This window comes from Streptomyces sp. NPDC104831 (assembly GCF_055583025.1).
In genome coordinates this window covers 82,866-102,338 of record NZ_JBVJOT010000033.1, presented here as the reverse complement: position 1 = coordinate 102,338, position 19,473 = coordinate 82,866, and the positions used below count along the sequence as shown (strand labels likewise).

14 protein-coding genes and 2 tRNA genes are annotated in these 19,473 nt (G+C 74.8%); 5 read left to right on the top strand and 11 right to left on the bottom strand.

Annotation, left to right across the window (positions count from 1 at the left end):
• The coding region (locus ACZ63H_RS22810) for a tetratricopeptide repeat protein (RefSeq protein ID WP_469867742.1) at nt 1-1,365 on the top strand (1,365 nt) is incomplete at its 5' end.
• 9 nt (nt 1,366-1,374) lie between these two features.
• Here ACZ63H_RS22810 and hppD read toward each other — a convergent pair.
• Complete coding sequence (gene hppD / locus ACZ63H_RS22805; RefSeq protein ID WP_469867740.1) at nt 1,375-2,523, bottom strand: 4-hydroxyphenylpyruvate dioxygenase; 1,149 nt, start codon at nt 2,521-2,523, stop codon at nt 1,375-1,377.
• Between the two features lie 122 nt (nt 2,524-2,645).
• Between hppD and ACZ63H_RS22800 the strand changes: the two genes are divergently transcribed.
• Nucleotides 2,646-3,134, top strand: coding sequence for an Lrp/AsnC family transcriptional regulator (locus ACZ63H_RS22800; RefSeq protein WP_469867750.1), 489 nt, complete (start codon nt 2,646-2,648; stop codon nt 3,132-3,134).
• Here the strand turns inward: ACZ63H_RS22800 and ACZ63H_RS22795 are convergent.
• The 4 genes from ACZ63H_RS22795 to ACZ63H_RS22780 all read right to left on the bottom strand — a co-directional run bounded on the left by ACZ63H_RS22795 (nt 3,131) and on the right by ACZ63H_RS22780 (nt 8,953).
• The gene (locus ACZ63H_RS22795) at nt 3,131-3,922 is read right to left on the bottom strand and encodes a S16 family serine protease (RefSeq protein ID WP_469867738.1); all 792 of its coding nucleotides are present in this window, start codon (nt 3,920-3,922) and stop codon (nt 3,131-3,133) included. The two genes, ACZ63H_RS22800 and ACZ63H_RS22795, sit on opposite strands and share 4 nt — an antisense overlap.
• 573 nt (nt 3,923-4,495) lie before the next feature.
• Nucleotides 4,496-5,137 (bottom strand): IclR family transcriptional regulator, encoded by a 642-nt coding sequence (locus ACZ63H_RS22790; RefSeq protein WP_467936733.1) that lies wholly within the window; start codon nt 5,135-5,137, stop codon nt 4,496-4,498.
• Nucleotides 5,138-5,560: 423 nt separating this feature from the next.
• Nucleotides 5,561-7,366 (bottom strand): DEAD/DEAH box helicase, encoded by a 1,806-nt coding sequence (locus ACZ63H_RS22785; RefSeq protein WP_469867736.1) that lies wholly within the window; start codon nt 7,364-7,366, stop codon nt 5,561-5,563.
• Nucleotides 7,367-7,510: 144 nt separating this feature from the next.
• Complete coding sequence (locus ACZ63H_RS22780) at nt 7,511-8,953, bottom strand: MFS transporter (protein WP_469867734.1); 1,443 nt, start codon at nt 8,951-8,953, stop codon at nt 7,511-7,513.
• Nucleotides 8,954-9,130: 177 nt separating this feature from the next.
• On the opposite strand from ACZ63H_RS22780, the gene ACZ63H_RS22775 reads away from it, so the two are divergent.
• The 3 genes from ACZ63H_RS22775 (at nt 9,131) to ACZ63H_RS22765 (ending at nt 9,941) form a co-directional block, all read left to right on the top strand.
• Nucleotides 9,131-9,228, top strand: a tRNA-OTHER gene (locus ACZ63H_RS22775).
• 18 nt (nt 9,229-9,246) lie between these two features.
• A tRNA-Cys gene (locus ACZ63H_RS22770) sits at nt 9,247-9,321 on the top strand.
• Nucleotides 9,322-9,413: 92 nt separating this feature from the next.
• Complete coding sequence (locus ACZ63H_RS22765) at nt 9,414-9,941, top strand: DinB family protein (protein ID WP_469867732.1); 528 nt, start codon at nt 9,414-9,416, stop codon at nt 9,939-9,941.
• A 2-nt stretch (nt 9,942-9,943) separates the two neighbouring features.
• Here ACZ63H_RS22765 and ACZ63H_RS22760 read toward each other — a convergent pair whose 3' ends face one another.
• The 6 genes from ACZ63H_RS22760 to ACZ63H_RS22735 all read right to left on the bottom strand — a co-directional run bounded on the left by ACZ63H_RS22760 (nt 9,944) and on the right by ACZ63H_RS22735 (nt 19,458).
• Entirely contained in the window at nt 9,944-11,101 is a 1,158-nt protein-coding gene (locus ACZ63H_RS22760) for an SUKH-4 family immunity protein (protein WP_469867730.1), read from the bottom strand.
• Between the two features lie 370 nt (nt 11,102-11,471).
• On the bottom strand, nt 11,472-13,781 hold the full coding sequence (locus tag ACZ63H_RS22755; RefSeq protein ID WP_469867728.1) for a xanthine dehydrogenase family protein molybdopterin-binding subunit: 2,310 nt from the start codon (nt 13,779-13,781) through the stop codon (nt 11,472-11,474).
• Nucleotides 13,778-16,177 carry a 2Fe-2S iron-sulfur cluster-binding protein gene (locus ACZ63H_RS22750; protein ID WP_469867726.1) on the bottom strand — a complete coding sequence of 800 codons (2,400 nt, stop codon included), beginning with the start codon at nt 16,175-16,177 and terminating at the stop codon, nt 13,778-13,780. The genes ACZ63H_RS22755 and ACZ63H_RS22750 overlap by 4 nt, the downstream gene beginning before the upstream one ends.
• Nucleotides 16,174-17,067: an FAD binding domain-containing protein gene (locus tag ACZ63H_RS22745; protein WP_467936745.1), complete on the bottom strand. Its 894-nt coding sequence runs from the start codon at nt 17,065-17,067 to the stop codon at nt 16,174-16,176. Before ACZ63H_RS22745 ends, ACZ63H_RS22750 begins: the two co-directional genes overlap by 4 nt.
• Nucleotides 17,068-17,336: 269 nt before the next feature.
• A complete protein-coding gene (locus ACZ63H_RS22740) occupies nt 17,337-18,974 on the bottom strand; it encodes a beta-N-acetylhexosaminidase (RefSeq protein WP_469867724.1) in 1,638 nt (545 codons plus the stop codon).
• Between the two features lie 193 nt (nt 18,975-19,167).
• Complete coding sequence (locus tag ACZ63H_RS22735) at nt 19,168-19,458, bottom strand: DUF3039 domain-containing protein (protein ID WP_093696521.1); 291 nt, start codon at nt 19,456-19,458, stop codon at nt 19,168-19,170.
• Nucleotides 19,459-19,473 lie beyond the last annotated feature (15 nt).

Sequence of the window (19,473 nt, the reverse complement as noted above, 5' to 3'; positions counted from 1 at the left end):
CGCCTGGCGGGGGGTGTGGGGTGGGTTGCGTGTCGGGGGGCCCCCCCCGCGCGGGGCCCCCCCCGCCCCCCCGCCGCCGGCCCGCAGTCCCGGCCGCGGGCCGCGGCGCCGGCGGCGGTGCCCTACGGCGTGCCGGCCGCGCTGCCCGGGCTGACCGCGCTGATCGGGCGGCAGGAGCAGCAGGTGCGGCTGCGGCCGAAGGACGCCGTGGCCTGGGCGGTGCTGGGGTCGGCGTACGTGGAGCGGGGGCGCCGGGCGGGTGACGCGGCGGACTATCCGCGGGCCGAGCGGGCGCTGAAGGCGTCCCTGGAGGTGCGGGGGACGCGGAACACCGAGGCGCTGGACGGGCTGGCATCGCTGGCACTGGCGCGCCGGGACTACCCGGCGGCGAAACGGTACGCCGAGCAGGCCGGGAAGGCGGCGCCGAAGCGGTGGTCGTCGTATCCGGCGCTGATCGACGCCTACACCGGGCTCGGCGACTACGAGAAGGCCCGCTCCGCCCTGGACAAACTGCTGGCGCTGCGCACCGACGCGGCGGCGCGGCCGGCCGTGATGGCGCAGGCGGCGGCGGTGTACCGGGACCGGGGGTGGCGCGAGGACGCGGCGGCCCAGCTCACCGACGCGGCCGCCGCCGCCCGCACCCCGGTGGAGCAGGCCGCCTGGCTGGCCGGGGTGGGGCAGCTGGCCTGGGAGCGCGGGGACCTGCCGGACGCGCTGGACCACTTCGAGGCCGCGCTGCGGCTCGACCCCGGCCAGCGGGCGGCACCGGCCGGGCGGGCGCGGACACTGGCCGCGCTGGGCCGCACCTCGGAGGCGCTGGCCGCCTACCGGGCCGCCGTCGCGCGGCGGCCGCGCCCGGAGGACCTGCTGGAGCTGGGCGAGCTGTACGAGTCGCTGGGGCAGCAGGGCGCCGCCGAGGACAGTTACGCGCGGATGCGGGAGGCGGTCCGGCTCTCGGTGGCGGGCGGGGTGGACGAGGAGCTGCTGATCGGCCGGTTCGAGGCGGACCACGGGGACCCGTGGGAGGCCGTGGAGCGGCTGGAGGAGGAGTGGCGGCGCCAGCCGGGCATCGAGGTGGCCGACGCGCTGGGCTGGGCGCTGCACCGGACCGGCCGGGACCGGGAGGCGCTGACGTACGCGGCCGTCGCCACGGACAAGGCGAAGGGCGGCGGGGTGCGCAGCGCGCCGCACGCCTTCCACCTCGGGGTGATCGAGGCGGAGCTGGACCGGGCCGGTCCCGCGCGGCGGCACCTCCAGGAGGCGCTGCGGATCAACCCGTACTTCTCGCCGCTGCGGGTGCCGATGGCGCAGGAGGCGCTGCGGGAGCTGGGCGACGTCCCCGACGAGCCGCCGCCCAGCGAGTAGCGCCCCCGGTTACAGGTTGCCCCGCTTGGCCTGCTCGCGCTCGATCGCCTCGAACAGGGCCTTGAAGTTGCCCTTGCCGAAGCCCATCGAGCCGTGCCGCTCGATGAGTTCGAAGAACACCGTCGGCCGGTCCTGGACCGGCTTGGTGAAGATCTGCAGCAGGTAGCCGTCCTCGTCGCGGTCGACGAGGATCTTCAGCTCGCGCAGGGTCTCGACCGGCACGCGGGTCTCGCCGGCCCACTCGCCGAGGGTGTCGTAGTAGGAGTCGGGGGTGTCCAGGAACTCGACGCCGGCCGCGCGCATGGTGCGCACGGTCTGCACGATGTCGTTGGTGTTGAGCGCGATGTGCTGGACGCCGGCGCCGCCGTAGAACTCCAGGTACTCGTCGATCTGGGACTTCTTCTTGGCGATGGCGGGCTCGTTGATCGGGAACTTCACCTTGAGGGTGCCGTCCGCGACCACCTTCGACATCAGCGCGCTGTACTCGGTGGCGATGTCGTCGCCCACGAACTCCTTCATGTTCGTGAAGCCCATGACCTTGTTGTAGAAGGTCACCCACTCGTTCATCCTGCCGAGTTCGACGTTGCCGACGCAGTGGTCGATGGCCTGGAAGGTGCGCGCGGCGGGCGGCGCGACGATCGGCTCGGCCGCCGCGTAGCCGGGCAGGTAGGGGCCGTCGTAACCGGAGCGGTCGACCAGGGTGTGGCGGGTCTCGCCGTAGGTGGCGATCACGGCGAGGACGACGGTGCCGTTCTCGTCCTTCACCTCGTAGGGCTCGGTGATGCCCCGCGCGCCGTTCTCGACGGCGTACGCGTACGCGGCGCGGGCGTCCGGGACCTCGATGGACAGGTCGATGACGCCGTCGCCGTGCTCGGCCACGTGCCGGGCGAGGAAGTTCCCCCAGTCGCCGGCCGGCTTGATCACCGAGGTGAGGACGAACCGGGCGGAGCCGTTCTCCAGCACGTAACTGGCGGTCTCGCGGCTGCCGTTCTCCGGTCCGGAGTAGGCGACCAGCCGCATGCCGAAGGCGGTGGAGTAGTAGTGCGCCGCCTGCTTGGCGTTGCCCACGGCGAAGACGACCGCGTCCATTCCCTTGACCGGGAAGGGGTCGTCCTGCCGTGCGGTCGTGTCGGGAGTGTGGTGTGTGGTCTGCGTCATACCCGAAGGGTGGCGCCGCCCTGCAAGGTGCGCAATAGTTCGCGAATCCACTGGGCAATCTGTTCAGCGGTACGACCGCTCAGGCGGTCTTTCTGTACAGGATGACCATCACAGGGGGTCCCGTGGCGATCGATCATCTGGACGGGCGGATCATCGTGCTGCTGGCGGAGGAACCGCGCATCGGCGTGCTGGAGATGTCCCGTCGGCTGGGGGTGGCGCGGGGCACCGTGCAGGCGCGGCTGGACCGGCTCCAGTCGGGCGGGGTCGTCCGCGGCTTCGGCCCGCAGGTGGACCCGGCGGCCCTCGGCTATCCGGTCACCGCGTTCGCCACCCTCCAGATCCGGCAGGGCCAGGGCAGCGACGTCCGCGCCCACCTGGCGACCGTGCCGGAGGTGCTGGAGCTGCTGACCACCACGGGCAGCGGGGACATGCTGTGCCGGCTGGTGGCCCGCTCGAACGCGGACCTGCAACGGGTGATCGACCGCGTGGTGGGCTTCGACGGCATCGTGCGGGCCTCCACGACGATCGTGATGGAGACGCCGGTGCCGCTGCGGGTGATCCCGCTGGTGGAGCAGGCGGCCCGGGAGGGGAGGCAGGCGGGGCGCGGCTAGCAGCTCGGGACCGGGCCGCCGCCCTTCTCCAGGGCCACCAGGGAGCCGACGGCGCTCTTGAGCGTGGTCACCGGCACCAGGCGCAGCCCCTCGGGCAGCTCGGCCTTGGCCTCGGCGCACTCCGCCTTCGGCACCAGGAAGACGGTGGCCCCGTCGCGGCGCGCGGCCTGTGTCTTCAGCGCCACCCCGCCGACCGCGCCGACCCGGCCGGCGGCGTCGATCGTGCCGGTGCCCGCGACCGTGCGGCCGCCCGTGAGGTCGCCGCCGCGGCCGTCGCCGTCCAGCTTGTCGATGATCCCGAGGCTGAACAGCAGGCCCGCGCTGGGCCCGCCGACGTCGGCGAGGCGCAGGTTCACCTTCACCTTGTCCGCGCCGAGCCCGAGGTACCCCAGCGCCGCCTGGGTGGCCGAGTCCTGGGACTCCCGCATCTGCGCCAGGTTGTGCTTCTCGATCTCCTTGACGGTGTCCCCGCTCGGGTAGACCGAGTCGCGGGGCATGACGGCCCGGTCGGTGCGGAACCAGTTGCCGACCACGTCACCGAGCGAGATCCGGGCGTCCGGTCCGGTCGCCACGATGGTCGTCATCCGCAGCTGCCCGCTGGTCTTCCGGGTCGCCGCGCCGGAGACGGTGATCACCGGCGTGCCCTGGTGCTCGCCGAGCACGTTCGTCGTCCCGCCGGGCTGCGCCACCGAGAACGGCAGCGGCGCGAACCCCACGGTGGCGAGCAGGGCCACGACGGGCAGCGCGCAGACGGCGAGGGCCTGGGGGCGTGTGAGACGTGAGAGCACGGGATCAATCTAACGCGAGGTCCGCAGGAGGCGGTGAGCAGCGGAGCGCAGCGCTTTTCGGGTGGGGGTGGCGTGCGTGCGCGGTGGGTTGGCTTGCGCGGGGGCGGGGGGCGGCGTCTGTGCGCGGGGGCGAGGGCGGCTTGCGCGCGGGCGGGGGGGGCGGCGTCTGTGCGCGGGGCGGCTGACGGGGCGCGTCCGTGCGCGGGGGCGAGGCCGACTTCGACGCAGCGGGCGGTCCAGCCCCGCGCTCGGGCGGGGGCGGCGTCCACGCGGACGGCGATCAGCTCCGCGCGGGCAGCGGTAGCCCGCGCGAGCCGGATCGGTTTCCGCCCGCGGCGGGAGTCGGCAACCCTACCCGGGCGGGGCGGCGTCCACGCGCGGGCAGCGGTCAGCCCGCGCGAGCCGGATCGGTTTCCGCCCGCGGCGGGAGTCGGCAACCCTACGCGGGCGGGGCGGCGTCCACGCGCGGGCAGGGGTCCGCCTCCGCACGAGGGCGACGCTCGGCTTGCCCGCGAGCGGGGGCGGCTTCCGCCCGCGGCGGGAGTCGGCAACCGCGCGCGGCGGGGGCGGCGGTCAGCGCAGGGCCTCCGCGACCTCGCGGGCCGCCTCCAGCACCCTCGGGCCGACCCGCTCCGGTACGGCGTCCGCCAGCATCACCACGCCCACGCTGCCCTCCACACCCGTGACCCCGACCAGCGGGGCGGCGGCGCCGCTCGCGCCGGCCTCCAGTTCGCCGTGGGTCAGGGTGTAGCCGGGGTCGGCGCACGGCGACTGGCGGGCGGCGAGGATGGCCCGGCCCGCGGCCCCCCGGTCGAGGGGGTGCCGGAAACCGGCCCGGTAGGCCACGTGGTAGTCGGTCCAGGTCGGTTCGACCACGGCGACGGCGAGCGCCTCCGTGCCGTCGACCAGTGTCAGGTGCGCGGTGGCCCCGATGTCCTCGGCGAGGGACCGCAGGGCGGGGAGCGCGGCCTCGCGTACCAGCGGGTGCACCTGCCGGCCGAGCCGCAGCACCCCGAGGCCGACCCGGGCCCGGCCGCCCAAGTCGCGTCGTACCAGTGCGTGTTGTTCGAGGGTGGCGAGCAACCGGTAGACGACGGTCCGGTTCACGCCCAGTTTGGTGGACAACTCGGTGACGGTCAGTCCGTGGTCGGTGTCGGCCAGCAGCTTGAGGACGCGCAGTCCCCGGTCGAGCGTCTGAGAGGTCTCCGCGGTCACGACGCCCACTCCTTCGGCGGTGAGGTCGGCGGGTCCCTGAGCGGCGGATGCGTCACCGAGTCCCGTCGGCGACGCGCCTCAGAGGCCGCCGGTCGGCAGGACGGCCCGGCAGCTCCGAGCCGATGTCGCTTCACGGCTGCGCTCCGCGGCGGCGCTGCCACGGGGCGTATGCGTAGCCGGACAGTAGCGAAGCCGGTTCGCTCAGCGGAAGTCTCAGTCCAGAATCCGGGCAAGACCAGATCCGGCCTGCCTGCATTCGTCCGGATACGCACACCGGGAGGGCGTCGAAACGTACTCGAACAGGAGGGTGGGGGTTCACCCTGGCACCGGGTGACGGACCACCGGGGCGGCGGCGGACCGCCGGGGCGGGACCTCACAGCCGGGTGAGCGAGACCCCCACCGGGGCCCGGGGCGGAGCGGCCGTCACTTCATCCGCGTCGCCCACTCCTGGACCTTGGCGATCCGCTGCCGCAGCTGTCCCGCCGTGGCCTCCGCGCTCGGCGGCCCCCCGCACACCCGCCGCAGCTCGGTGTGGATCACCCCGTGCGGCTTCCCACTCTGGTGCACGTACGCGCCGACCATCGTGTTCAGCCGCTTCCGCAGCTCCATCAGCTCCTTGTGCGACACCACCGGCCGCCGCTCCGCCGGCAGCTCCAGCAGGTCGGCCTCCGTGTCCGGCTTCTTCCGGCTGTGCGCGATCTGCCGGGCCTGCCGCTTCTGCAGCAGCAACTGCACCTGATCGGGCTCCAGCAGCCCCGGGATCCCCAGGTAGTCCTGCTCCTCCTCGCTCCCGGGGTGGGCCTGCATGCCGAACTCGGCGCCGTCGTACAGCACCCGGTCGAACACCGCGTCGGACTCCAGCGCCTCGAACGGCAGCATGTCCTGCTCGCCGGTGTCCTCGTCCTCCTGCTTGTTCGCCTCCTCCATCTCCTTCTCGGATTCGGCGTACGGGTCCTCCTCGCCCTCCTTCTTCGGCTTGTCGAGGGCGTGGTCCCGTTCCTTCTCCATCTCGTTGGCGAAGGTCAGCAGGTCGGGCACGGTCGGCAGGAACACGGACGCGGTCTCGCCGCGCCGCCGGGACCGTACGAAACGCCCGACGGCCTGCGCGAAGAACAGCGGCGTCGAGATCGTCGTGGCGTACACCCCGACCGCGAGCCGCGGCACGTCGACGCCCTCGGACACCATGCGCACGGCGACCATCCACCGGTCGTCGCTCGCGCTGAACTCGTCGATCCTCTTCGAGGCGCCGGTGTCGTCCGACAGGACGAGCGTCGCCTTCGTCCCCGTGATCTCCCGGATCAGCTTGGCGTACGCGCGCGCGGAGTCCTGGTCGGAGGCGATGACGAGCGCGCCCGCGTCCGGGATGGCCTTGCGGACCTCGGTCAGCCGCTGGTCGGCGGCGCGCAGCACGCTCGGCATCCAGTCGCCGCGCGGGTCGAGGGCCGTGCGCCAGGCCTGGCTGACCGCGTCCTTGGTCATCGGCTCGCCGAGCCGGGCGGCGACCTCGTCCCCGGCCTTGGTGCGCCAGCGCATGTTGCCGCTGTAGGAGAGGAAGATCACCGGCCGGACGACGCCGTCCGACAGCGCCGACCCGTACCCGTACGTGTAGTCCGCGGCGGACCGCCGGATCCCGTCCGCCCCCTCCTCGTACGTCACGAAGGGGATCGGGTTGGTGTCGGAGCGGAACGGCGTACCCGTCAGCGCGAGGCGCCGGGTGGCCGGCTCGAACGCCTCCAGGCACGCCTCGCCCCAGGACTTCGAGTCGCCGGCGTGGTGGATCTCGTCCAGGATCACCAGCGTCTTGCGCTGCTCGACCCGGTTGCGGTGCAGCATCGGGCGCACGCCCACGCCGGCGTACGTCACGGCGACGCCGTCGTACTCCCTGCCGAGCGGGCCCGCGCTGTACTCGGGATCGAGCCTGATCCCGATCCGGCCCGCGGCCTCGGACCACTGCTTCTTCAGGTGCTCGGTGGGCGCGACCACCGTGACCTGCTGCACGACGTGGTGGTGCAGCAGCCAGGAGGCCAGGGTCAGCGCGAAGGTGGTCTTGCCGGCTCCGGGTGTGGCGACGGCGAGGAAGTCGCGCGGCTGCTCCTGGATGTACTTCTCCATCGCCCCCTGCTGCCAGGCGCGCAGCTTGCTGGCGGTACCCCAGGGGGCCCGGCCCGGGAAGGCGGGCGAGAGGTGGTGGGAGGAGGCGGAAGCGGAGGATGCGGCGGTGGTAGTCACGGTCTCCGTGGATCAGGGTCGGGCGGCTACGTACGACAACCGGGCCACCCTACCGGCGCCGTCCTGCGCGCACGGCGCGAACGAGCCGGGGTCGCCCCCGGGTGGGAGCGACATCACAGCGGCCCCCCGGGCACCCGCCGTCGCTCAGCCAGCGGGAGTGCGTTCCCGTAGCCGCGTGGTCACCCAGGATCCCGCCAGCGCGACCGCGGCCATCGGCAGGAAGACGGCGGCGAAGGCGGCGGGGTGGCCGCCGTCACCCGCGCCGGTGGCGGCCGTGCTGCCGCCGCCCAGGGCGGCGAAGGCCGCGCCGGTCGCCGCGAGCAGGACGACGTTGGACAGGGCGTCGGAGATCTGGAGCGCGGCGGAGTTGGCGCCGGCCTCCTCGGGGGCGGACAGCTTCAGCAGCAGCACGCTGGTGGAGGAGAGCACCAGCCCCATCCCGAAGCAGCCGACGCCCCAGGCGACGGCGACCGTCCACACGGGCACGGAGTGGATCAGCACGCTGGGCGCGGTCACGATCGCGGCGGCGACCAGCACCATGCCGAGGGTCATCAGCCGCTCCCGGTGCGGTGCCAGGCGCGGCCGGGACTGCACGAACGAGCCCAGCGCCCACGTCCCGCCGCCGGCCGCGAGCGAGAACCCGGCGAGCGTGGGCGACAGACCGCGCTGGGTGACCAGCATCAGCGGTACGAAGGACTCGGCGGAGATGAAGGACCCGGCCGCCACCCCGCGCAGCAGCACGACGGAGGGCAGACCGCGGGCGGCCCGGTAGGTGCCGCGGGGCAGCAGGCCGAGGACGGCGGGCACCAGCAGGGCGGCCCCGGCCAGTCCCGGCAGCAGGGAGAGGGGGCGCAGGTCCTGGGCGGCGTACTGGAGGAGCCCCGCGCCGAGGGAGATCGCGAGGGCGAGCCGGATGCGCCGCCGGTCGAAGGCGGCGGCGCCGGCCCGCTCGTCCACCGGGCCCGAGGCCCGCCGGCGTATCTGGGGCAGGGCGAGGGCGAGCGGGAACACGACGAGGACGGGGATGCCGAGGAAGACCCAGCGCCAGCCGAGCTGCTCGGTGACGGCACCGGAGGCGAGGGGACCGACGATGGACGGCACGACCCACCCCGCGGCGAACGCGGCCATGATCGCGGGCCGCAGCCGTTCGGGGTAGGCCCGGCCGACGACGACGTACAGCGCGACGATGACCAGCCCGCCGCCCAGGCCCTGCACGGCCCGGCCGAGGATGAACACCCACATGGCCTGCGCGGTCCCGGCGACGACGAGTCCGGCGGCGAAGGCCGCGATGCCGCAGGTCAGCGCGGAGAACGGGCCGCGCCGGTCGGACCACTGCCCGGCGAGCACCATGCCGAAGAGGCTGGTCGTGAAGTATCCGGAGAAGGCGAACGCGTACAGCGCCACGCCGTCCAGCTCCCGGGCGGCGACCGGCATCGCGGTTCCCACGGCGGTCGCCTCGAACGCGATCAGCACGACGACGGACACGATCCCGACACTGAGCGCCCGGTAGGCCCGGCTCAACACGCCGGATACCTGGTCGGCCGGGGGGTCGAGGACGGCGGGGTCGTGGGATTCGAGGGCGCTCATGCTCGTCAGGGTAAGGCGCACAACCGACTTCGGCCCCTGTCAGGAGCCCGACGTCCCCTCGTCCCTTGGTCGTACGTCCGGCACCGCTTCATGAACGCCGTATGGCAGTCGCATTGCAGCCCCCGACGCCCCCTTGAGCCCCGCCCGCCACTCCCCATAGGTTCATCTCATCAACACGGCCGTGTGCCCGAGTGGTTCAGGGACTCGCCTGCGCTGTATCCAACAGCGGGCTCCGCCCGCGGGGAGTCACGCGGGTTCGATTCCCACCACGGCCGAGGACAACAACACAACACGGCCGTGTGCCCGAGTGGTTCAGGGACTCGCCTGCAAAGCGAGTTACGCGGGTTCGATTCCCGCCACGGCCTCCACACCGGCGCTGCGGCCGACCACTGGCGGGTGGTCGGCCCCGGCCCGAAAACGCAGAACTCGGCGCGCCGTCCACGCGTATGGGCCACCCTGGTTGATCGTGATCGAAAACACGGGTGAGACCCCTCCGGACAGTGAGGTCACGGCCCTTCTCAAGGTTCTGGACGGGCAGCGGCGCCACGTTCTCGGCGTCCTCGACGGGCTGGATGCCGAGGCGCTGCGGCGGCGCGTGCTGCCGTCCGGCTGGCATTGCCTGGGGCTGGTTCAGCACCTCACGCTGGACGTGGAGCGGTTCTGGTTCCGGGCCGTTGTCGCCGGTGACGCGGAGGTGGTCCAAGGCCTGACGAGCGGCGACGAGGCGTGGCGGGTGGAACCGGACGTGCCGGCCGGTGACGTGCTCGACCGGTATCGGCAGGAGGCGAAGCTCGCCGACGCCGTCATCAGCGCCACCCCGGCCGGCGCGGCCCTGGCCTGGTGGCCCCACGACCTGTTCGGTGAACCGCATCTGCACACCCTGCGCGATGTCCTGCTGCACGTCATCACCGAGACCGCCTGCCACGCCGGCCACCTCGACGCGGCACGAGAGCTCATCGACGGTCACCGCTGGCTTGTCCTGACCTAGCGTCAGAGCACCCCGTTCGTCTCGTCCTGGAGCAGGTGGGTCCAGTAGTGCCAGGTCGTTTCCGGGAGGGTGCCCGTGGGGTCGATGGATTCCAGGGTGTGGAGCATGAGGGTGACCAGGTGGTCGTAGGCGTGGGTGGCCAGTTCGTGGCCCAGGTGGGCGTCGATCGTGCGCTCGTGGTGGATGAGCCACAGGGTGAACGCCAGGGTGGAGACGTCGGTGTTGAGGGGGTGGAGCGTGGCGTCCGGCTCGCTGAACGTCAGCACCGCGCCCGTCCTGCCGTCCACCACCAGGCTGGTCTCCTCCCTCAGGTGGCCGAGGCGGATCAGGTGGTCGCAGTGGGCCGGGAGGTCCGTGACGGGGTGACCGGGGCGTTCCTCGGTGAAGTACTCCCGGAGCGTGGGCAGCCGCACGTCCGTGTCGGCGTGGTAGAAGACCGCCGACTCCGGCAGCCCCGTCCCGCGCAGGAAGCGGCGCGTGGGCTCGTGGGTGAGCGTCGGCGGGAAGTCGACCTCCTCGAAACGGGTCACCCTGCCGTGCCCGAACTCCTGGTCCAGCAGGCGCGCGGGGACGTCCAGGGCGAGCCCCGAGGCCGTGCCGGGGCCGGCGGCCAGGGCGAGGGGGCGGATCAGGGCCGCCGCCTTCCAGTACGGCGGGACCGCGCCGTCCGAGCCCTCCTCGAAGAGGGTGAGGAGGCGGCGGGACGCCTCGGTCGCCGTCCGGGGGCCGTACTGCCCGGCCAGGGAGGCGAACCGGCCGCGCAGCCCCGTGAGTTCCTCGGTCACCGCGGCGAACCGCAGCAGCGTGTGCAGGGAGGACGCCAAGGGGCGCGCGTCGTACGGGTCGCGCAGGTAGGCCGTGGTCAGCTCGCCCGTGGCACCGTCCAGCAGGATCGACTCGCGCTCCCGGCCGGCCGGGGTGAGCAGTTCGCCTATGACCAGCCGGCCGCGCAGTTCCTCCGCCAGGCGCAGGGGGCCGTCGGCGGCGTCGGCGAGGGTGCGCAGGCCGTGCGTGCGCAGCGGGGAGAAGGTCAGCAGGTCGGTCACCGCGGGCAGGCCGGCTCCGGCGAGCAGGCCGCGCGTCGGCGCGTGGGTGACGTAGCGGTCCAGCTCCGCCTCGGTCAGCGTGATCGCCGGAACCCCGGCGTCGGTCGTGCTCATCGCTCCCCCGCGATCTTCCCCGTGCGTGACGGGCCCGCGCACAGCGTCGTACGCGGCCCCGGGCAGGTGCCCCCACCGCCTCGCAGCCTAGGCCGCACCACTGACAACGGCCGCCGTCAGGCAAGACGCCGGGCGGGCCGGGCGCGTTGCCCGCCCGGCCGGATCGGCGTCAAGGGGTCCGCACGCCGTCCGGCCCGGGGGCAGTAGATCCCACCGAGGACAACGGCCGGTGCCGCCGCGGCGAACAGCGGGCTCCGCGGGGCCCGCGGCCCCTCCCCGGCGCGGGCGGGGCCGCGTGACGCGGCTCACCGTACGAGGGCTCGGCGCGCGGCGCGCCGGACGGGGCGTCCCGGCGCGTCCGGCGGGGTGGTCACCGGTCCGCGGCCACCGCCGCCTGCGGGCGGATCGGGAGGCGGTTGACCGGGCGGCCGGTGGCGGCGCGTACCGCGGAGGCGATCGCCGCCGGGGCCGTCACCACCGGGACCGCGCTGACCGACTTGGCGCCGAAGGGGGCCACCACGTCCCGTTCCTCGACCAGTTTGACGATCCGGATGTCGGGGGCGTCCAGGGCGGTCGGGAGGGCGTAGCCGGTCAGGTCGGGGTGGCGGACCAGGCCGCGGGGCGTGCGCAGGTTCTCGGTGAGGGCGATGCCCACGCCCTGGGTGACGCCCGCCTCGATCCGGGCGGCCAGCTGGGCCGGGTTGAGGACGCGGCCGACGTCCTGGGCGACCGCCAGCTCCACCACCCGCACCGAGCCCAGCTCCACGTCCACGTCCACCACCGCGCGGATCGCGCAGAACGCGAGGCCCACGAAGGCGTCGCCCTGCCCGGAGGCGTTCAGCGGCTCGGTCGGGTGCGGGCGGCACTGGGCCGTAGCCCACAGCTCCTTGCCCTCCAGCGCCTCCATGACGGTGGTCGACAGCACCCCGTCGTACGAGGTGATCTTGCCGTCGGTGATCTGGAGCAGCTCCGTCGACATGCCGAACTTGTGCGCGAGCGGCTGGAGCAGCTGGGCGCGGACCATCTTCGCCGCGCGCTCCACCGCGCCGCCCGACACCCAGGTGTGCCGGCCCCGGCAGCCCGCGCCGGCCGGCGGCTGGTCGGTGTCGACGGGCGCGACGTGGACCTCCTCGATGCCGAGGGTCTCCTGGACGATCTGCCGGGCCAGCGTGGTGAAGCCCTGGCCGGTCTCCACGGCGGCGCACAGCACGGTGGCCACGCCGTCGTGGACCTTGACCGTGGCCGTGGACACCTCGTCGGCGCCCTCCGCGCCCAGCATGTGCACCATGCCCAGGCCGTAGCCGACGCCCCGGCGCACCGCGCCCGGTTCGCCCGCGCCCTCCAGGCCGCCGGGCAGCAGCCACTCCTCCTCGGGCGTGTCCTTGGGCAGCGCGGGCAGCGGGAAGTCCCGTACCGCCTGGAGGAGTTCGGCGACCGGCGCCGGGCAGGTCACGGTCTGGCCGATCGGGAGGACGTCCCCGGTCGCCAGGACGTTGCGCAGGCGCAGCTCCGCCGGGTCCAGGCCCAGCTTTCGCGCCAGTTTGTCCATCTGGGCCTCGTAGGCGGCGCACACCTGCATGGCGCCCTCGCCGCGCACGTGGCCGGAGGGCGGGTTGTTGGTGCGCACGGCCCAGCCCTCGATGAAGGCGTTCGGGACGACGTACGGGCCGCACGCGAAGGAGACGGCGGCGGCCAGGGCCTCGGCGGAGGTGTCGGCGTACGCGCCCGCGTCCAGCAGGATCTGCGCCTCGACCTTGACCAGCCTGCCCTCGGCGTCGGCGTGGTGGCGGTAGCGCAGCAGGGTGGGGTGGCGGTGGGCGTGGCCGAGGAAGGACTCCTCGCGGGTCGCCGTCAGCTTCACCGGGCAGCCGGTCCGCAGCGCGAGCAGGCCGAGCGGGAGCTGGAAGCCCTGGTCCTCGCGGTCCGCCGTGGCGCCGGGCACCCCGGTGACGACGATCTTCACCCGTTCGGGGGGCAGGCCGTAGCAGGCGGCGGCCGTGTTGCGGTCGGTGTGCGGGTCGGTGGAGGCGAGGTACAGCTCCACCCCGCCGTCCGGGCGCGGCACGGCGAGACCGGCCTCGGCGCCGATGGGGGCGGGGTCCTGGCGGCCGATGCGGTACAGGCCCTCGACCACGACCTCGCCGGCCGACTCCGGGTCGCCGTGGCGCAGCGGGATGTGCCGGATCAGGTTGCCGTCGGGGTGCAGCGGCTCGGCTTCGAAGGCGTGTTCGGGGTCGGTGACGGGGTCGAGGACCTCGTACTCGACGATGACGGCGGCGGCGGCCATCCGCGCGGTGTCCGGGTGGTCGGCGGCCACGGCCGCGATGGGCTCGCCGTGGTGGCGCACGACGTCGGAGGCGAACACCGGCCGGTCGGGCGTGCCGCGGCCGTGGCGGGGGGTGCCGGGGACGTCCTCGTGGGTGATGACGGCGCGGACGCCGGGCATCTCGCGCGCGTGGGTGGTGTCGATGGAGACGATGCGCGCGTGCGCGTGCGGGGAGCGCAGGACGGCCGCCCACAGCAGGCCCTCGGCCCACAGGTCGGCGGCGTACGGGAAGGTGCCCTCGGTCTTGGCGCGGGCGTCGGCGTGCGGCAGGGAGGCGCCGATGCCGTGCGGCGACGGCTCGGTCCCGGGGGCGGGTTCCGCGGCGGTGGCCGCGATGCCGGCTTCGTTGCTCACGCCTGGCCTCCGTCCTGGCCGTAGTGCTGCTGGTCCTGCGGTCCCGGGGGCGTCGTGCCGTACGGGTCCGGCGCGTCGTACCGCTCGGGTGACCGGGGGGCGGCGAACGCGCCCGGCGCCTCGAAGGCCGACGGGTGGACGCCGCCGGAGCCGGAGGCCGCCTGGTGCGGGATGTGGGCCTCGTCCGTGTCCGTCCCGGAGCCGGCGTGGGCGGCGTCGCGCTCGGCGACGACCTCCTGCACGGCCTCCAGGACGCCCCGGTAGCCCGAGCACCGGCACAGGTTGCCGCACAGCGCCTGCCGGGTCTCCAACTCGGTCGGCGCCGGGTTGCCCTCCAGCAGGTCGTGCACGGTCATCGCCATGCCGGGCACGCAGAAGCCGCACTGCACGGCGCCGCAGCGGGCCAGCGCGCGCTGGACGTCGGAGGGCTGTCCGTCGACGGCCAGGCCCTCGACCGTGCGGACCTCGCTGCCGGCCGTGGTGACCGCCGGGACCAGGCAGGACGCCACCAGGCGGCCGTCGACCTGGACGTTGCAGGCGCCGCACTCGCCCTGCGAGCAGCCGTCCTTGGCGCCCGCGAGACCGAGCCGTTCGCGCAGCACGTAGAGCAGCGACTCGCCGATCCAGGCGTCGGTGACGGGCCGGTCGGTGCCGTTGACGCGCAGGACGTAGGAGGCGAGGGGGTGGTCGTCGTGCGGTGGCAGGGGTGCGGCGGGGGGCTCTTCGGCGCCTTCGGGTGCGGGGTCCCGGGCTTCCCCGTCCGCGTGGTCCTCCGGCGCCTCGTGGGCCGGGGCGGCGTCCTCGGACGGCTCCGCGGGGGCGGGTGCCTCGGCGGGCTCCGCCGCGGCCGGGGGCGCGGCGGCCCCGGGTACGGCGGCTTCGGGTACGGCGTCCGGGGGCGGGTCGCCGGCCGTGTCGTCGGCTGCCGCGGGGTGGGCGGCGGGCCGCTCGGCGACGGCGGGATCGGCGGCGGGCTCCGGGGCCACGGCCGTACCGGCGGCCGGCTGCTCCGGTGCGGCCGGATGCCCGGCGGACGCGGCGGCTTCCGGGGGCTCGGGCGTGTCGGCCGGAACCGCGTCCGGGTGTGTCGCCGGGGCCGGGTCCCCGGGGGCCTCCGGCGCGGCCGTGGCCGCCGCTGCGGCGGGCCCGGGCACGGGGGCCGGGCCGGTGGGCCGCTCGTGGCCCGCGGGAGCCTCGGCGGGGCGTTCGGGGGCGTCGGCGAGGCCGTGGGCGTCCGCGTCCGGCGCCGCTTCGTGGCCGGCCGGCCGGTGCGCCGGGACGGCCGGCTCGCCGGGCGCGGCGGACGTGACCCCGACGCCGGGCGGGACCGTACCGCCGGGCGTGTCGCCGTCGGCGGCGTCGGCGGGTCCCGCGTGGCCGTGCCCGGCCGCCACGTGACCGCCGTCGGCGTGCCCGCCGTCCGGCGGGGCGCTCCCGGCGGCAACCGCGTCCCCGTGTGCGCCCTCCGTGTGTCCGGCGTCCGGGTGGCCGGCCTCGGCGCGGCCGGTGTCCGCGTGGCCGCCCTCCGCGTGACCGGATTCCGCGTGACCGCCCTCGGCGTACCCCCCGTCGACGTGACCGGCGTCCCCGTGGTCCTCCTCGGCGTACGTGCCGTCCCGGTGGTCCTCCCCGGCGTACGCGCCGTCCCCGTGGCCGCCCGTGACGTGCCCGGCACCCGGGTAACCGCCCTCGGCGTGTCCCGCGTCCGCGTGGCCGCCCCCGGTGTGGCCGGGGTCCGCGTAGCCGGTCCCGTGGCCGTACCCGGGATCGGGGGCGTATCCCGCCTCGGGGGCGTACGCCTCCGGTGCCGGGCCCGACGGGTGGGAGGTGGTGTGGTCGGGGAGGGGGCCGTCCCAGGGGCGGGGGGTGTCCGGGGCCGCCCAGGGGGCCGGGGCGCCGCCGGGCAGGGTGGCCGGGGGCGCGCCGCCCCACTGCTCGACCAGCGAGGACGTGGTGTACTCGCCGGACTCGTCCGGAAGGTCGCCCCCGGCGACGGGGATGGACCACTGCCCGGTGACGTCGTGTCCCGGGGCGGCCGGGGCCGCGGGCTCCTCGTAGGTCCACTGCTGGGTGGCGCCGGGCTCGTAGGTGAACCGGTCGTCCGCCGCGTGCGGCGGGGCCGGCGCGGTGTCCGGCGCGGTGTCCGGGTCGGGCCACTGGCCGCCCCCGGGCACCGGCCAGGCGGGCGCGGCGTCGGTGTGGGCGGCCGTGATGTGCGGCGGCACGTAGCCGTGGCCCGGCGCGGCCAGCGGGCTGTCGCCGGCCAGCAGCGCGTCGATGCCCCCCTCGGGGAGCTGGACGAAGGCGGTGGCGCCGTCGTCGTAGTCGCCCTGGGGCAGCGGGTTCCAGCGTCCGCCGCCCTGGGGCGTGCCCTCTCCGTGCTGGTCGTCGGTCACGACAGCGCCCTCCCCAGTGCTCGTCGGGCCAGCGCGGCGACGGTGCGCCGCAGGTGCAGTACGGCGGGCGGAAGCGGGACCACCGTGCCGTCGGCCTCGGGGGCCGGGTCGGGGATGCAGGCCGCGGCGACGTACTCGCCGAAGGCGTGCAGGGCCTCCGGGACGAGGGCGCGGTCGTTGTCCCAGTCGATGAGTCCCGCGATCCACTGCTCGGCCTCCAGGGGCCTGAGCGGCATCGGCGCTATGGCGCCGACGGCGCAGCGCACGCCGCGCCGGGCGGGGTCGAGGACGAGGGCCACGGAGGCCAGCGCGCGGCCCGGGCCGGTGCGCCCGGTGGCCTTCAGGAAGACCTGCGGGGCGTGCAGCAGCGGCACGCGGACGTAGCCGATGAGTTCGCCGCCGCCCAGCATCTCCACGCCGGCCAGCAGGTGCGACACCGGGATCTCCCGGCGGGCCCCGTCCGGGCCCGCGATGATCAGCGTCGCCTCCAGGGCGGCCAGCACCGGCAGCGCGTCCCCGGTGGGCGCGGCGGAGGCGATGTTGCCGCCCAGGGTGCCCGCGTTGCGGATGTGCGGCGGGCCGGCGGCGCGCGCGGCGGCGGCGAGCGCCGGGATGAGGGCCGCGAAGTCGGGGCGGCCCATGCGCGCGTGGGTGAGGCCCGCGCCGAGCAGCGCGTGGCCGTCCTGGTACTGCCAGCCCCGGATCTCGCTGATGCGGCCCAGTCCCACCAGCGCGGCGGGCCTGAGCTGGCCGGAGTTGACGGCGGCCATCAGGTCGGTGCCGCCCGCCACGGGGACGGCGGTGGGCGTGGCCGCGAGGGCCGCCACCGCCTCGTCCAGCGTCGTGGGCAACGTGACGGCCTGCGCCGTCCGCGGTGCGTGCGTGGTCAAACCGGCTGCCCCTTCCCGCTGCCCCACCTGGTCCCGCCTGTGTTGCCGTACGGTACGTGCTGACAGGGCGGACGACGCAACTCTGGCACATCTTCGCAACGCCCGAACGCGGGGGTCCGCTAGGAGGCTTTCGCCCACCTCACCGGGGGGATGGTCCGGTTTCGCACGGCATCACCGGTGCGTGTGGATTGCCACTCTTCGGTGATCCTGCCGGGGTTTTTCCGCTACTTGTTCGGGGTGGAGCGGTGCGGGACGGGGCGGGGGTGCGGTCAGCGGTTCGGGGGCGGTCCCTCGATCGGGCGGCCGGGCACGCCGGGGCGGCGCTGCCACGGGCGGGGCCCGGTGGGCGGCCGGTAGGCGACCCCGAGGGCGTCAAGTCGCCGGTAGTGGGCGGTCATCCGGCGTTCGAAGTCCGGGTAGTCGCGGTCGGCGGGGGCGGGCAGCGGGCTCCAGGCGACCTCGGCGAGGGCGGCGAGGCGGGGGAAGGCCTGGTAGTCGACGCGCGCGGAGTCCTCCAGCACCTCGGTCCACACGTTGGCCTGGGTGCCCAGCACGTGCCGGGCCTCCTCCTCGGTGAGCCCGGCCGGCACGGGTTCGAACCGGTAGACGTCCTCCAGGGTGCGCACGAAGCCGATCGGCACCGGTTCGTCGTCGCCGGGGGCCTGCCGGTGGTCCAGGTACACGTACTGCTCGGGGCACATGACCACGTCGTGGCCGGCCCGGGCGGCGGCGATGCCGCCCGCGTAGCCGCGCCAGGAGGCGACGGCCGCGCCCGGCGCGAGCCCGCCCTCCAGGATCTCGTCCCAGCCGATGAGCCGGCGTCCGCGCGCGGCGAGCCAGGCGTCGAAGTGGCCGATGAACCAGGACTGGAGCGCGTCCTCGTCGGTGAGGCCGAGGTCGGCGATGCGGGTCTTGGCGGTGACGGACTCGGTCCACTGCTCCTTGCGGCACTCGTCGCCGCCGACGTGCACGAACGCGGAGAACTCGGCCGCGTCGGCGGGGAACAGGTCCAGGACCTCCTCGAACACCCCTTCGTAGAAGCGCAGGGTGGTGTCGGTGGGGGCGAGGACGTTGGACGAGATGCCCCAGGTGTCCCAGACGGAGAGCGCGGCGGTGTCGACGACGTCGGTGTTGCCGAGTTCGGGGTACGCGGCGATCGCGGCCTGCGAGTGGCCCGGCACGTCGATCTCGGGGACGACGCTGATGTGCCGCTCGGCGGCGTAGGCGACGATCTCCCGGATGTCGTCCTGGGTGTAGTAACCGCCGTGCGGTTTCTCGTCCCACAGTGGTGAGGCGCGGTGGCCGAATTTGGTCCGCGCGCGCCAGGAGGCGGTTTCGGTCAGTTTCGGATACCGCTTGATCTCGATCCGCCAGCCCTGGTCGTCCGTCAGGTGCAGGTGCAGGACGTTGAGTTTGTGCGCGGCCATCAGGTCCAGATAGCGCAGCACGCCCTCCTTGGGCATGAAGTGCCGGGCGACGTCGAGGAGCAGGCCGCGCCAGCGGAACCGGGGGGCGTCCTCGACGGACTGCCGGGGCACGCGGTGGGCGGCGCCCGGGCGCAACGGCGCGCGGCGGAAGGCGTCGGCGCCGAGCAGCTGGCGCAGGGTCTGGGCGCCCCAGAACACGCCGGCCGGCCCGCCGCCGCGGATCTCCACGCCGTCCCCGGCGCCGGCGGTGAGCCGGTACGCCTCGGGGGCCAGGGTGTCGTCCAGCAGCAGCCGTACGCCGTCACGGGCGTCCCCGGGCCCTGGGCGCAGCGGCAGGCCCAGGGACGCGCCGAGGGTGGCGCGCAGCCAGCGTTCGGTGCGTTCGGTGCCCGGGCCGGCCCACAGCGTGGTGTCCGGGCCGAGCGGCACGCCCGGTCCGGTCGGCTCCTCGACGGCGCGCGGCGCCGGAATCAGTTCCACGTCCTCAGCCCCCTGAGAGAGGTCGTTGCAATATGCGCAACGGTCGTTGCACAAAGCGACACCTCGAAGGCTAGGCACTGCGCCCGGCCCCCACAAGAGGTCTGGACCAGTCGGCGGCCGGAAAACGCGGAGATCCCCGGCACGCGCCGCTCGCGCGCACCGGGGACCTCACGCCTCCGGCCGGACCGGGGACCTACTTGTCGCCGCCCTTGCCCTTGCCCTTGTCGTCGCCGCCGCTGCCCATGGATTCGTAGATCTCCTTGCACATCGGGCAGACGGGGTACTTCTTCGGGTCGCGGCCCGGCACCCAGACCTTGCCGCACAGCGCCACGACGGGGGTGCCGTCGAGGGCGCTCGCCATGATCTTGTCCTTCTGGACGTAGTGGGCGAAGCGCTCGTGGTCGCCGTCACCGTGGGACACCTGCGGCGTCGGCTCTACGAGGGTCCCCGTACCAGTCCCGCGCTCGGGCTCGAGAGTGCTCATAACAGCCAGGGTACT

What these genes read in the sequence shown, in the direction of transcription:
- ACZ63H_RS22760 (WP_469867730.1), bottom strand. Translation starts at nt 11,101, where the DNA reads ATGAGCACGACCGACGCCGGGGTTCCGGCGATCACGCTGACCGAGGCG.
- ACZ63H_RS22780 (WP_469867734.1), bottom strand. Translation starts at nt 8,953, where the DNA reads ATGAGCGCCCTCGAATCCCACGACCCCGCCGTCCTCGACCCCCCGGCC.
- hppD (WP_469867740.1), bottom strand. Translation starts at nt 2,523, where the DNA reads ATGACGCAGACCACACACCACACTCCCGACACGACCGCACGGCAGGAC.
- ACZ63H_RS22735 (WP_093696521.1), bottom strand. Translation starts at nt 19,458, where the DNA reads ATGAGCACTCTCGAGCCCGAGCGCGGGACTGGTACGGGGACCCTCGTA.